Origin of the sequence: Pseudomonas sp. NPDC087614, from assembly GCF_044743485.1 — a bacterium.
In the GTDB taxonomy this organism is placed as follows: Bacteria; Pseudomonadota; Gammaproteobacteria; order Pseudomonadales; family Pseudomonadaceae; genus Aquipseudomonas; species Aquipseudomonas baetica_A.
Genome location: NZ_JBIUWN010000075.1, coordinates 13,714 through 27,879 on the forward strand (window position 1 = coordinate 13,714; position 14,166 = coordinate 27,879).

At 60.0% G+C, this 14,166-nt stretch carries 11 protein-coding genes; 8 read left to right on the plus strand and 3 right to left on the minus strand.

Annotated features, from left to right (window positions below; genetic code table 11):
- Positions 1-18: 18 nt before the first annotated feature.
- Positions 19-2,772 carry a response regulator gene (locus ACIOWA_RS22530; RefSeq protein WP_401162007.1) on the minus strand — a complete coding sequence of 918 codons (2,754 nt, stop codon included), beginning with the start codon at positions 2,770-2,772 and terminating at the stop codon, positions 19-21.
- A gap of 219 nt (positions 2,773-2,991) precedes the next feature.
- On the opposite strand from ACIOWA_RS22530, the gene ACIOWA_RS22535 reads away from it, so the two are divergent.
- The 8 genes from ACIOWA_RS22535 to ACIOWA_RS22570 all read left to right on the plus strand — a co-directional run bounded on the left by ACIOWA_RS22535 (position 2,992) and on the right by ACIOWA_RS22570 (position 12,531).
- Positions 2,992-3,714: a response regulator transcription factor gene (locus tag ACIOWA_RS22535; protein WP_339464079.1), complete on the plus strand. Its 723-nt coding sequence runs from the start codon at positions 2,992-2,994 to the stop codon at positions 3,712-3,714.
- Positions 3,701-5,125 (plus strand): histidine kinase sensor domain-containing protein, encoded by a 1,425-nt coding sequence (locus ACIOWA_RS22540; RefSeq protein WP_401162000.1) that lies wholly within the window; start codon positions 3,701-3,703, stop codon positions 5,123-5,125. The genes ACIOWA_RS22535 and ACIOWA_RS22540 overlap by 14 nt, the downstream gene beginning before the upstream one ends.
- Before the next feature lie 185 nt (positions 5,126-5,310).
- The gene (locus tag ACIOWA_RS22545; RefSeq protein WP_401162002.1) at positions 5,311-6,267 is read left to right on the plus strand and encodes a YhcG family protein; all 957 of its coding nucleotides are present in this window, start codon (positions 5,311-5,313) and stop codon (positions 6,265-6,267) included.
- Positions 6,268-6,374: 107 nt separating this feature from the next.
- Positions 6,375-7,277: a cysteine synthase CysM gene (gene cysM, locus ACIOWA_RS22550; RefSeq protein WP_221733057.1), complete on the plus strand. Its 903-nt coding sequence runs from the start codon at positions 6,375-6,377 to the stop codon at positions 7,275-7,277.
- On the plus strand, positions 7,277-8,677 hold the full coding sequence (rlmD, locus tag ACIOWA_RS22555) for a 23S rRNA (uracil(1939)-C(5))-methyltransferase RlmD (protein WP_339464082.1): 1,401 nt from the start codon (positions 7,277-7,279) through the stop codon (positions 8,675-8,677). Before cysM ends, rlmD begins: the two co-directional genes overlap by 1 nt.
- Before the next feature lie 76 nt (positions 8,678-8,753).
- Positions 8,754-10,997: a GTP diphosphokinase gene (gene relA / locus ACIOWA_RS22560; RefSeq protein WP_339430832.1), complete on the plus strand. Its 2,244-nt coding sequence runs from the start codon at positions 8,754-8,756 to the stop codon at positions 10,995-10,997.
- A 132-nt stretch (positions 10,998-11,129) separates the two neighbouring features.
- Positions 11,130-11,963, plus strand: coding sequence for a nucleoside triphosphate pyrophosphohydrolase (gene mazG / locus ACIOWA_RS22565; RefSeq protein ID WP_339431010.1), 834 nt, complete (start codon positions 11,130-11,132; stop codon positions 11,961-11,963).
- 25 nt (positions 11,964-11,988) lie between these two features.
- Positions 11,989-12,531, plus strand: a complete 543-nt coding sequence (locus tag ACIOWA_RS22570; RefSeq protein WP_339430831.1) for a DUF2058 domain-containing protein — start codon at positions 11,989-11,991, stop codon at positions 12,529-12,531.
- Between the two features lie 69 nt (positions 12,532-12,600).
- On the opposite strand, the gene ACIOWA_RS22575 is transcribed toward ACIOWA_RS22570, so the two are convergent.
- Together ACIOWA_RS22575 and fabB are read right to left on the minus strand one after the other, a co-directional pair.
- On the minus strand, positions 12,601-12,789 hold the full coding sequence (locus ACIOWA_RS22575) for a hypothetical protein (protein ID WP_339430830.1): 189 nt from the start codon (positions 12,787-12,789) through the stop codon (positions 12,601-12,603).
- Positions 12,790-13,119: 330 nt separating this feature from the next.
- On the minus strand, positions 13,120-14,166 hold a 1,047-nt coding region (fabB, locus tag ACIOWA_RS22580; protein ID WP_401162005.1), incomplete at its 5' end, for a beta-ketoacyl-ACP synthase I.

Genomic DNA, 14,166 nt, shown 5'->3' on the forward strand with positions numbered 1-14,166 from the left:
GACCGGCATTGCGCTGGATCAGGCGCTGATCCTCGCTTGCGCTGCCAGTCGGTTCATCGCTCGCTCCAGTTCATCGAGCGCTTGCGCGGCTTTTGGGTCGTCCTGTTTGAGCAGGGTTTCGCTGCGCTGACAGGCGGCGCGCAATTGCGGTACGCCGCAGTAGCGTGTGGCGCCGTGCAGGCGATGGACTCGTTCGATCAGTGCATTCTGATCGTGGCTGTCGCGTGCATTGCGGATGGCTTCGCGGTCGGCCTCCAGCGAGGCCAGCAACATCGCCAGCATGTCCGCCGCCAGATCTGCTTTACCGGCAGCCAGGCGCAAACCTTCCTCGTGATCGAGTACCGGCAGTTCGTTTTGGCCGGCAGTGCTTTCGCTGGCCCGCTCCGGCCCCTGATTGCGCAGGGCTAGACCGGTCCACTTCAACACGACCTGCGCCAGTTGCCGTTCGCTGATCGGTTTGGTCAGGTAGTCGTCCATGCCGCTTTGCAGTAACGCACGTTTTTCGTTGGCCATGGCGTGGGCGGTGAGGGCGACGATCGGCAGCGGCGTGCAATGCCGCTCACTTTCCCACTGGCGGATGGTTTCGGTGCTCTGGCGGCCGTCCATGCCCGGCATTTGCACGTCCATCAGTACCAGGTCGAAGGATTCGGTCTGTACTGCTTTGACTGCGGCGTAACCGCTTTCCACGGCGAGGACCTTGGCGCCCATGTCTTCGAGCAGGGTTTGCACCAGCAACAGGTTGGCCGGGTTGTCATCGACGCAAAGCACTCGCGGCGCGCGACTCGACAGCGGCTCGCCGGGTTCGGTGCGTGGTTGGCGCGGGTTGGCCAGATCCGATAGCGCCCGGCGCAGTTTGCGCGTGCAGGCCGGTTTGGCTTGCAGTTGGCTGTGTGGATTGGGCACCGACAGATGGAACAGCGTCTGTTCCGTGGTCGGGCACAGCACCAACACTTTGCAACCCAGGTGTTCGAGATCCCAGATATGCTGGTTCAGACGTTCCGGCAACATGTCGTTGCTGGTGATGCCGATTACCGCCAGATCAATCGCCTGATCGGTCTGATGCGCGCCGGTGACGCCATTGGTCAGGCTTTCCAGGGTGTTGAACGGTGTGACATTGAGGCCGCAGTCTTCCAGTTGATGCTGCAACGCCTGACGCGCCAGTTCGTGGTTTTCCAGCACCGCCACCCGACGTCCGAGCAGCGGCGCCGAGGGCAGGTCTTCGGCATCGTCGCGGGCCTTGGGCAGGCTCAGGCTGATCCAGAATTCCGAGCCTTCGCCCGGCGTGCTCTCGACGCCGATTTCGCCGCCCATCTGTTCGATCAGTCGCTTGGAAATCACCAGACCCAGACCGGTGCCTCCGGGTTGGCGCGACAGCGAGTTGTCAGCCTGACTGAAGGCCTGGAACAACGCCCGTACGTCCTGGCTCGACAAGCCGATGCCGGTGTCCTGAATGCTGATGCGCAGTTGCACGCTGTCCTCGTGTTCTTCCTCAAGCATGGCTCGCGCGACGATGGTGCCTTCGCGGGTGAACTTGATCGCGTTGCTGACCAGGTTGGTGAGGATCTGCTTCAGGCGCAACGGGTCGCCGACCAGCGACAGTGGCGTGTCGCGGTACACCAGGCTGACCAGTTCAAGCTGTTTGGCGTGGGCGGCCGGGGCAAGAATCGTCAAGGTGTCCTGCAACAGATCGCGCAGGTTGAACGGGATATGGTCGAGCACCAGTTTGCCGGCTTCGATTTTCGAGAAATCGAGGATCTCGTTGATGATGCCCAGGAGGCTGTCGGCGGACTTTTCAATGGTGCCCAGATAATCGAGCTGACGCGGCGTCAGTTCGCTTTTCTGCAACAGGTGAGTGAAGCCGAGAATGCCATTGAGCGGCGTGCGAATCTCGTGGCTCATGTTGGCGAGGAACTCGGATTTGATCCGGCTTGCCTCCAGCGCCTCCTTACGGGCCAGGTCCAGTTCGATGTTCTGGATCTCGATGGTTTCCAGGTTCTGGCGCACGTCTTCGGTGGCTTGATCGACACTGTGCTGCAATTCTTCGCGGGCGTTTTGCAGGGTGCCGGCCATGCGGTTGATGCCCGACGCCAGCTCATCGAGCTCCTGGCTGCCAAGGGGTGGCAGGCGGGTTTCCAGATGACCATCCTTGAGTTGCGCGACGGCTTGTTTGATCTGGCCCAGCGGGCGGTTGATGGTGCGCCCCATGCGCAATGCGAGCAAAGCCGCACCAGCGAGGCCTGCGGCGATCAGCAGCAGGCTGGCGAACAGGCTGCGATAACCGCGCAGCAGCATGCCGTTGTGGGACAGCTCCAGTTCGACCCAGCCCAGCAGGCGGTCGGACTCTTCGGGGATCACCTCACCGGCAAGGTTGCGGTGTCTGCCGAAGACCGGCATCAGGTAACGAGTCGCGTCATTGCCGCTGCGTCTTTGCAGTTGGGCGCTGTCGCCGCTCGGCGCCTGATTGAGCATGGTGGGGCCGGCGTGGGCCAGCGGCGTGCGATCCGGCGCGAGGAAGGTCACCCCGCGCATGTCCGGTTGTTCGAGGGACTGGATGGCAATGCGTTCGAGCAATTCGTTGTTGCCATGGCCCATGGCGGGAGCTACCAGCGGCGCCAGTTGCTCAGCGATCATTTCGCCACGCTGCATCAATTGGGTCTGCAAGTCGGACTGCTGCGTCCAGGTGAAATAACCACCCAGCACCAGCGCCATCAGGCTGGTCGGCAACAAGGTCAGCAGCATCACGCGACCTTTGATTCCCAGTTTCTTGAGCACACCTGTCTCCTGCATCCCGCTGATCTGTTGACTCATGCGTGCATCCGGCACGCGGCATGGGCGCAGTGTAGCGATTTGCTCGCGGGCAATCTTCGGAAAAATGGTGTCGTGGTCGGTCTGTGCATCGGTGCGCGTTTGTCTGGCAGGCCAGGCTTGGGTTGCCCGATGTCCCTCAATCTTGAATAATCGCGCTCAACTGAGAATTATTTGCAGATACTCATGAATCCTGTTTCCGTCGTTCAGCCACGCATTCTTTCCATCGAAGACGATCCGGTCCTGGGGGCCTACGTTCACGAACACCTGGGCCGCAGCGGCTTTCAGGTGACGTGGTGCCAGAACGGCCAGGAAGGTCTGAACATCGCTCAGCATCAACCGTTTGACGTGGTGCTGGTGGATATTCTGCTGCCCGGGCTGGACGGTCTCAAGGTGCTGACCCAGTTGCGACAGAGTCATTCGACGCCAGTGCTGCTGATGTCGGCGCTGGGGGCCGAGGCTGATCGCATCAGTGGTTTCCGCTTGGGCGCCGATGACTATTTGCCCAAACCGTTCAGCATGGCCGAATTGCATGTGCGCATCGAAGCGATTCTGCGGCGGGTGGCCCTGGATCGTCGCCCGGCGCCTGTAGCCGTGCCCGTGGCGCCGGGTACGCTGCGCTTCGACGATCAACAGAGCGATGTGTTTTTTCGCGAACAACCGGCGGGGCTGACCCGCAGCGAATTCCGCCTGCTGGAAACCCTCGATCGCTATGATGAGGAGGTGCTGAGCAAGGCCTTTCTTTATCAGCATGTTCTGCAACGCGGTTACGCGGCCCATGACCGCAGCCTCGATATGCACATCAGCCAGATCCGCCGCAAACTCAAGGCCATCGGTTATACCGAGCGCGAAGTGCGCACGGTCTGGGGCAAGGGCTATGTGTTGAGTGCCGCTGATGAAAGTGTCTGAACTGCCGGGGCGTCATTCGCTGTTCTGGAAGCTGGCCTTTCTGTTGGTGGCGTTCTGTTTGCTGATGATCTGGCTGAGCTGGTCGTGGGGCCGGTACATGGAGCAACGCAATCAGTTTCTCTCCAGCGAGGCGCGTGGCACCTTGATGCGTTATGCCAGCGAAGCCGAGCAGGCTTGGCAGCGGGGCCGGCGCGAAGGCGTCGATAGCTGGTTGCAGAGCATGGAGTTGCGCGAAGCCGCCTGGGTCGGCGTGATCGGCAGCAACTTGCAATCGTTGAGCAATGAGCCGCTCAATGACCGGGAAATCCAGCACCTGACTTTTCTGCGCGGGCTCGATTGGCCGATCCACAAGCAGGGGCGGCCGTGGCTGCGCATACCGTTTCCCCAAGCCCCCTCCGTTGGCAGTCTGGTGATCGAACTCCCCGAGCGTTTTCTGCCGGGCAAATATCGAGTGTTCTGGCGGGTGATCACCAACGGCGTGATTCCCGGCCTGTTCACTTTATTACTGTGCGTTGGCCTGTATCGCCTGCTGGTGGTGCCGCTGAACAACCTGCGTGAACAGGCCAACGCCTGGCGCGCCGATCAATTGAATGTGCGACTGTCGAGCGGTATCACCCAGCGACCGGACGAACTCGGCGAACTGGCCCGGGCGTTCGACTCGATGTCCGAACGTTTGCAATCGAGCGTCGCGCTGCAACAGCAATTGTTGCGCGACCTCTCCCATGAACTGCGTACACCGCTGAGTCGACTGCGCGTGGCCAGCGAAAGCGAGCAAAGCCTGGTGCAATTGCGCGAGCGCATCGGGCGTGAAGTCGACGGCATGCAACGGTTGGTCGAAGACACGCTGCAACTGGCCTGGCTGGATACTGACCGCTCACCGTTGCCGAATGAGGCCATCCAGATCCAGGCGCTGTGGGAAATGCTCACCGATAACGCCTGTTATGAAAGCGGCTGGTCAAGTCTGCAATTGCAGTGTTCCGTCGAAGCGTCGTGCTGGGTGCGCGGCAATCTCAATACGCTGGCGCAGGCGCTGGAAAACATTTTGCGTAATGCCATTCGTCACTCGCCTGAGGGTGGGATCGTGCGCCTGGATGGGCGACGGGAGGGGAGTTATTGGCATCTGTGTCTGGAGGATCAGGGGGGCGGGGTGGCTGACGGGGATCTGCAGCGGATTTTTGATCCGTTCATCCGACTGGATGGGGCGCGGCCGGGCAATGGCGGGTTCGGGTTGGGGTTGAGCATTGCCAGGAATGCGGTGCAGCGCCAGGGCGGGACGTTGTGGGCGGAGAACAGCGGGACGGGGTTGCGACTGAATTTTCGGTTGGTTGCTGATGAGGGGGTTGCTTCGACTGACGCTTTCGCGAGCAGGCTCGCTCCTGCATTGGGGTTGTGTTCGCCGCTGACTGTGTGAAGGAAACGGTTCTCTTGTAGGCGTGAGCCTGCGCGCGATGTAGTCCTATGGAATGTCCATTTCCGCCGACTTTGCGGGAGTGCTCTCGTATTTTTGTACGATATTTCCCAAGCAGAATCGGCGGTCATTTGAAGGTTCGTTGAGCGTTTAAGCTCGCGCTTCACCTCATCTTCAAGGAATTGCGCATGAATGCCTCCAGCGTTACCGGTATCTCGGATGGCGATCGTTTTAACGAAGTGTTAGCGCTGATCAACAGTGCCAGGCACCAGGCCATGCAGACCGTCAATACACAACTGATTGAGCTGTATTGGCAGGTCGGTGCACATATCAGTCGCAAGATTGAGCGGGCGGAGTGGGGGGATTCAGTGGTTGGTCAATTGGCTGAACATTTGGCTCTGACCCAACCGGGACTGCGAGGTTTTACCCGGTCCAATCTATTTCGTATGCGTCAGTTTTATGAAATTTATCGCGGCGAAGAAAAAGTCGCACCACTGGCGCGACAATTATCCTGGTCGCACAACGTGATCATTTTCGGCCAAAGCAAACGCCCGGAAGAGCGGGAGTTCTACCTGAAAATGGCGGTTCAGGAAAAATGGTCGAAGCGCGAACTGGAGCGCCAGTTCAAGGCAGCCCTGGAGATATTTCGCGACGCCTACATGGTCGAATTTCTCGACTTGCCCGGCGTCCATGCCGAGACCGATCTGCACCAAGGATTGCTGGGGCGGCTGAAGGCGTTCCTGACCGAGCTTGGTCGCGACTTCTGCTTTGTTGGCTCTCAATACCCCCTGCAAGTCGGCAGTCGGGATTTCGCGCTCGATTTGCTCTTCTTTCACCGTGGGCTCAACTGCCTGGTTGCCATCGAACTCAAGGTTGGGCGCTTTGAGCCGGAGTACCTCGGCAAGCTGGATTTTTATCTGGAGGCGCTGGACCGCACTGTTCGCAAGCCCCACGAAAACCCGGCCATCGGTGTGCTGCTCTGTGCCAGCAAAGAGGACGAGGTCGTCGAGTACGCCCTTAATCGCAGCCTTTCGCCTGCCTTGATTGCTGAATACCAAACGTGCTTGCCGGATAAACAATTGTTGCAAGCCAAACTGCACGAGTTTTATGCATTGGATACGGCGCACGCAGAAAACACGGACTAGCGTCTCCTTATTCCCATAAGCCATAAGCACCGCACTTTGCGTGATATGGCCTGCGCGGGTTTGCCGGTATGATAGGCGCCCCCGCACGTCTGGATTGCGAATACGCCATGACCTTGCAGTACCCAACCATCGCCGATTGCGTCGGCAACACTCCGCTGGTGCGTTTGCAGCGCCTGCCCGGAGCCACCAGCAACACCCTATTGCTCAAGCTCGAAGGGAATAACCCGGCGGGTTCGGTCAAGGACCGTCCGGCGCTGTCGATGATCACCCGTGCCGAGTTGCGCGGGCAGATCCACGCCGGCGACACGCTGATCGAAGCGACATCGGGCAACACCGGGATCGCTCTGGCCATGGCTGCAGCGATCAAGGGTTACAAAATGATCCTGATCATGCCGGACAATTCCAGCGCCGAGCGCAAAGCGGCCATGACCGCCTACGGTGCCGAGCTGATTCTGGTCAGCCAGGAAGAAGGCATGGAAGGCGCTCGCGATCTCGCCCAGCGCATGGAAGCCGAAGGTCGTGGCAAGGTGCTCGATCAGTTCGCCAACGGTGACAATCCTGAGGCGCACTACACCACCACCGGCCCGGAAATCTGGCGTCAGACCCAGGGCAGCATCACCCATTTCGTCAGCTCTATGGGCACCACCGGCACCATCATGGGCGTGTCGCGCTACTTGAAAGAGCAGAACGACAACGTGCAGATCGTCGGTCTGCAACCGATGGAAGGCTCGGCCATTCCCGGCATCCGTCGCTGGCCGCAGGAATACCTGCCGAAGATCTATCAGGCCGACCGCGTCGACCGCATCGTCGACATGGCACAAAGCGAAGCCGAGGACGTGACCCGTCGTCTGGCCCGCGAAGAAGGCATCTTCTGTGGCGTGTCCTCGGGCGGTGCGGTGGCAGCGATGCTGCGTCTGTCCCAGGAAGTTGAAAACGCGGTGATCGTCGCGATCATCTGTGACCGTGGCGACCGTTATCTGTCGACCGGCATTTTCGACGCGCCCAACTGATGGCCAAACACGAGAGAGGCCTGCGCTTCCAGCCCACGGGTGGCAGCAAGGCCCCGCAAATCCCGACCGGCAAAAAACAGCGCTTGAGCATCGAGCGTCTGGCCAATGACGGTCGCGGCATCGCGTTTTTCGAAGGCCGCACCTGGTTCGTCCTCGGCGCCCTCGCCGGTGAAGAGGTCGAGGCGCGGGTGCTCGGCGCCCACGGCAAAGTGGTCGAGGCGCGTACCGAACGCGTGTTCAAGACCAGTGAGTTGCGCCGCCCTGCGCCGTGTCAGCACGCGGGCCGTTGTGGCGGTTGCAGCGTTCAGCATTTGCCCCACGGCGAACAGCTTGCCCTGAAACAGCGCATGCTCGCCGAGCAATTATCGAAGGTCGCCGGTGTCGAACCGCAAGAGTGGGCGCCGCCGCTGACCGGCCCCGAGTTCGGCTATCGCCGTCGCGCCCGCATTGCCGTGCGCTGGGACATCAAAGCCAGGCAACTTGAGGTGGGTTTGCGTGCTGCCGGCAGCCAGGACATTGTTGCGATCAACGAATGCCCGGTGCTGGTACAGCCCTTGCAGCCGATCATGACCGCTTTGCCGCAGATGCTACGTCGTTTGAGCAAACCGCAAGCGCTGGGCCATATCGAGTTGTTCAGCGGTTCATCGCTGGCGGTGTTGCTGCGGCACATGGCGCCGTTGTCGGAAGCGGATCTGACGATCCTCAAGGATTTCTGCCAATGCCATGAAGCGCAATTGTGGCTGCATGGCGAAGGCGGACCGCAACCGATTGATGCGAACCAGTCGCTGGGTTATCGCCTGGAGCAATGGGGACTGGATCTGGCTTACCGGCCGGGGGATTTCATTCAGGTCAACGCCGGTATTAACGAAGCGATGGTTGCGCAGGCGCTGGATTGGCTGAAACCGACGAGCGAAGAACGTGTGCTGGATCTGTTCTGCGGCTTGGGCAACTTCGCTTTGCCGCTGGCCAGAACCGTGCGCGAAGTGGTGGCGGTCGAAGGCGTGCAGACCATGGTCGAGCGTGCCGCCGCGAACGCCGCTAGTAACAATTTGCATAACACAAAGTTTTTTCAAGCCGATTTATCCCAGCCTTTGACCGACGCTCAGTGGATCGGAAACGGCTTTTCTGCGGTACTCTTGGACCCACCGCGTGACGGTGCTTTCGAGGTGGTGCGCAAGCTCGCGACCCTGGGTGCCAAGCGGTTGGTGTATGTGTCGTGCAACCCGGCAACGCTGGCGCGCGATACGGTCGAATTGATCAAGCAGGGCTACCGGTTAAAACGTGCCGGGATTCTCGATATGTTTCCTCAGACGGCGCATGTCGAAGCCATGGCGTTATTTGAAGCGAGCCAGGATGGCTCGTCTGATCCGTCCGGTCTGTCCGTGACGCGCTCGCGTTAGCCCCGCGAGTGCCCACGGGCATAGAAGACCAGCGATTTGACGCATTGAATCTGCGTCGTAGGGAAGGTAAAGCAAGATGGTACAGGTGAGAGCACACCAGCCGATCAACAATGACGGCAGTATCAATCTCGAGGCTTGGCTCGATCACGCGGTCAGTGTCGATCTGGCACTGGATCGCGAAGCCTTGAAAGAAGCCTGCGAGTTCGCTCGCGAGGCTGAACAACAGTCCAACGCCGCCAAGAACCTGTGGGCCGAGGGCTCCGGCAGTTTCCGCACCGGGCTTGAGATTGCCGAGATTCTCGCCGACCTCAAGCTCGATCAGGATTCGCTGGTCGCTGCGGTCTTGTATCGCGGTGTGCGCGAAGGTCAGATCGAACTGGCAGCCGTCAGCCAGCGCTTCGGTTCCGTGGTCGCCAAGCTGATTGACGGCGTGCAGCGCATGGCGGCCATCAGTGCCAGTCTGAGCCCGCGTCAGTCGATGGTCATGGGTGCGCAAGGGCAGGTGGAAAACCTGCGCAAGATGCTCGTGGCAATGGTCGACGACGTGCGCGTTGCCCTGATCAAACTGGCCGAACGGACCTGCGCGATCCGCGCGGTGAAAACAGCCGACGACGAGAAGCGTAACCGTGTCGCCCGGGAAGTCTTCGACATTTATGCGCCGCTCGCGCACCGGCTCGGCATCGGTCATATCAAATGGGAGCTGGAGGACTTGTCCTTCCGCTACCTGGAACCCGATCAATACAAACAGATCGCCAAGTTGCTCCACGAGCGACGTCTGGATCGCGAGCGTTTCATCGCCGACGTGATGACCCAGCTCAAAGACGAATTGCAGGCCACGGGTGTTGACGCCGACATCAGCGGCCGGGCCAAACACATCTATTCGATCTGGCGCAAAATGCAGCGCAAGGGTCTGGAATTCAGCCAGATCTACGACGTGCGTGCGGTGCGCGTGCTGGTGCCGGAAATGCGCGATTGCTACACCGCGCTCGGCATCGTCCACACCCTGTGGCGGCACATTCCGAAAGAGTTCGACGACTACATCGCCAACCCGAAAGAGAACGGCTACCGCTCGTTGCATACCGCGGTGATCGGCCCGGAAGGCAAGGTGCTGGAGGTGCAGATCCGCACCCATTCCATGCACGAAGAGGCCGAACTCGGCGTCTGCGCGCATTGGCGCTACAAGGGCACCGATGTCAAATCCGGCTCCAATCACTACGAAGAGAAGATCTCCTGGCTGCGTCAGGTGCTCGAGTGGCATGAGGAACTGGGCGATATCGGGGGCCTGGCCGAACAACTGCGCGTCGATATCGAGCCGGACCGGGTCTACATCTTCACCCCCGACGGTCACGCCATCGACTTGCCCAAAGGCGCGACGCCGCTGGACTTCGCTTACCGCGTGCACACGGAAATCGGTCACAACTGCCGTGGCGCGAAGATCAACGGGCGCATCGTACCGCTCAACTACAGCCTGCAAACCGGTGAGCAGGTCGAGATCATCACCAGCAAGCACGGTACGCCGAGTCGCGACTGGCTGAACTCGAACCTGGGGTACGTCACCACTTCCCGGGCTCGGGCCAAGATTGTTCACTGGTTCAAGTTACAGGCCCGTGATCAGAACGTTGCGGCGGGCAAAACCCTGATCGAGCGCGAACTCGCGCGTCTGGGGCTGCCTGCGGTGGATTTCGACAAGTTGGCGGACAAGGCCAACATGAAAACCGCCGAAGACATGTTCGCCGCCCTCGGTGCTGGCGATTTGCGTCTGGCGCAACTGGTCAACCTGGCGCAGCAACTGGTCGAGCCGGAACGCGGCAACGAACAACTGGAGCTGATCCCGCGCAAAGCCACTGGCTACAAGCCGGGCAAGCGCGGCGACATACAGATCCAGGGCGTCGGCAACCTGATGACGCAGATGGCCGGTTGCTGCCAGCCGCTGCCGGGCGATGCGATTGTCGGTTACATCACCCAGGGCCGTGGCGTGAGCATTCACCGCCAGGACTGCGCCTCGGTGCTGCAACTGGGCGGGCGCGAACCTGAGCGGATCATCCAGGTCAGTTGGGGCCCTGTGCCGGTGCTCACCTATCCGGTGGACATCGTCATCCGAGCCTACGACCGGTCCGGTCTGCTGCGCGACGTTTCGCAGATATTGCTCAACGAGCGGATCAACGTGCTGGCGGTCAACACCCGCTCGAACAAGGAGGACAACACCGCGCTGATGTCCCTGACCATCGAGATTCCGGGTCTGGATGCGTTGGGGCGGTTGCTGGGGCGGATTTCGCAGTTGCCGAACATCATCGAAACGCGGCGTAACCGTACTCCGTGAAGACCAACGCCGATCAACTGTGGGAGCGGGGTGGCTCGCGAAAAGGGCATGTCAGTCGACATCATTGTTGCTGACACACCGTATTCGCGAGCAAGCCCGCTCCCACATGGGTTTTGTGGTGAGAGATAAATGATGTACAGCCTTGAAGACCTGCTCCACCTGATGAGTCGCCTGCGCGATCCGCAGTACGGTTGCCCGTGGGACATCAAGCAAACCTACGCAACTATCGTCCCGCACACCCTCGAAGAAGCCTACGAAGTGGCTGACGCCATCGAGCGTGGCGACTTCGATCACTTGCAGGGCGAGTTGGGCGATCTGTTGTTCCAGGTGGTGTATTACAGCCAGCTTGCACGGGAGGAGGGGCGATTCGAGTTTGCCGGGGTGATCGACAGCATCACCCGCAAGCTGATCCGCCGTCATCCCCACGTCTTCCCCACCGGCGATCTGTATGCGCCGCTCGACGTACCGCGTTTGAGTGAAGAGCAAGTCAAGCAGCGCTGGGAGGAGATCAAGGCGCAAGAGCGCGCCGAGAAATCCGCTGCGCCAGAGCAACTTTCGCTGCTTGATGACGTACCGGCGACGCTGCCTGCGCTGTCGCGTTCAGCCAAGTTGCAAAAGCGTGCGGGGCAGGTCGGTTTCGACTGGCCAGACGCCTTGCCAGTGCTCGACAAGGTGCGCGAAGAGCTTGATGAAGTGCTTGAGGCCATGTCCGAGAACGATCCCGTCGCGGTGGCTGACGAGATCGGTGATCTGCTGTTTTCCGTGGTCAATCTGGCCCGGCATCTGAAGGTCGATCCGGAAACCGCACTGCGTGGTGCCAACGGCAAGTTCGAAAGACGTTTCCGATTTATCGAACAGGCATTGCGCGACACCCACCGTCCCATGGAAGATTGCACCCTCGAAGAGTTGGACGCCCTCTGGGGTGAAGCCAAACGTCAGGAAAAGAACTTGCCCAGCTGCGGCTGAGCAACTGCCCAAGTGAGTAAGCACCATGAGTATTTCCCTTCGCGATCAGTTGCTCAAAGCAGGGCTGGTCAACCAGAAGCAGGCCAAACAGGTCAGCAAGGACAAACAGAAGCAGCAGCGTCTGGCCCACAAAGGCCAGATCGAGCTGGATGACTCGCAGCAGCGCGCCGCACAGGAAGCCATGGCCGAGAAGGTCAAGCGCGACCAGGAGCTGAATCGTCAGCAGAAAGAGAAAGCCGAGGCCAAGGCGCGTGCGGCACAGGTCAAGCAGTTGATAGAAGCCTCGCGTCTGCCGAAGCTGACCACCGAGGACTACTACAACTTCGTCGACGACAAGAAGGTCAAGCGCCTCTCGGTCAACACGCTGATGCGCAACAAGCTCAGCAGCGGTTCGCTGGCGATCGTGCACCATGCCGGCGGCTATGAAGTGATCCCCCGTGAAGCGGCCCTGAAGATCCAGGAGCGCGATCCACAGCGCATCGTGCAGCTCAACGTGCAGACCGAAGAGATCATCACCGAGGACGATCCGTACGCGGCCTACCAGATCCCTGACGATCTGATGTGGTAAATCGGTAGTGCTGTCACTACGACAAACCCCGCGATCGCGGGGTTTGTCGTTTTCAATGCTGTGGTTGGTTCAGGCGGATCGTAAATCCCGTTGCTGTTCTTGCAGTTCCAGTTCGGCCTTGTAGTTGTGGGCATCGATTTCGTTATGGAACATGCCGACCAGCAAGTCTTGTTGATGCACATCCCAGATTCGTAAACCGGCGGCTACGCCTTCATGGGACATGTGTGAATCGTCGCGTTCAGTTACTTTTACAGTCATCTGCTAGCTCCAAATCTCAAGTTATCTGCAGCAAGGCGTGTGCAGGACTCTTTTATATGATTTGTTAGTTTGCTAAGTAAACGGCTGATTCGTGCAAGGTATAGTTGCGAATTCTGCAACAGTGCTGGAGGCCGCTAAAACCGCGACATTCGGTCGCAGGGTGGGAAGTTGCATGACAGAAGTTTCATTTTCAGAAGCTCCGCAAGCCCACTTGTGGGAGCGAACAGGCTCGCCCCACAGGGTTTTACGGTGTAACTGCCATTTACTTCAGGCCAAAAAAACGCCCCGAACCAGTCGGGGCGTTTTCATGTGAGGCTCAGCAGCGGGGAATTACTTGCCTTCCCAGCGCTTCAGTACCAGCGTGGCGTTGGTGCCGCCAAAGCCGAAGCTGTTGCTCATCACGGTGTTGATGGTGGCGTTCTCGCGGGTCTTGGTCAGCACCGGCATATCGGCCACTTCTGGGTCGAGTTCGTCGATGTTGGCGGAACCGGCAATGAAGTTGCCTTCCATCATCAGCATGCAGTAGATCGCTTCGTGAACGCCGGCGGCGCCCAGGGAGTGACCGGACAGGCTCTTGGTCGAGCTGATGGCCGGAGCCTTGTCGCCGAACACTTCACGCACACCTTTCATTTCCGCGACGTCACCGACCGGAGTCGAAGTGCCGTGGGTGTTGAGGTAGTCGATCGGGGTATCAACGGTGGACATCGCCATCTGCATGCAGCGGATCGCGCCTTCGCCGCTTGGAGCGACCATGTCGTAGCCGTCGGACGTCGCGCCGTAGCCAACGATTTCGGCGTAGATTTTCGCGCCACGGGCCAGAGCGTGTTCCAGCTCTTCAACCACGACCATACCGCCACCGCCAGCGATGACGAAACCGTCACGGTCAGCGTCGTAGGCACGGGAGGCTTGTTGCGGGGTGTCGTTGCGCTTGCTGGACAGGGCGCCCATCGCGTCGAACAGGAACGACTGGCTCCAATGCTCTTCTTCACCACCACCGGCGAAGACGATGTCTTGCTTGCCCATCTGGATCTGTTCCATGGCGGTACCGATGCAGTGAGCACTGGTGGCGCAGGCAGAAGCGATGGAGTAGTTCAGGCCCTTGATCTTGAAGGGCGTGGCCAGGCAAGCGGAAACGGTGCTGCTCATGGTCCGCGTGACGCGGTATGGGCCAACGCGCTTCACGCCTTTCTCGCGCAGGATGTCCAGCGCTTCCATCTGGTTCAGCGTGGAAGCACCACCGGAACCGGCGATCAGACCGGTACGCGGGTTGGACACTTGCTCTTCGGTCAGACCGGAGTCAGCGATAGCGTCTTTCATGGCCAGGTAGGCGTAAGCCGCTGCGTGGCCGACGAAGCGATAGATCTTGCGATCAATCAG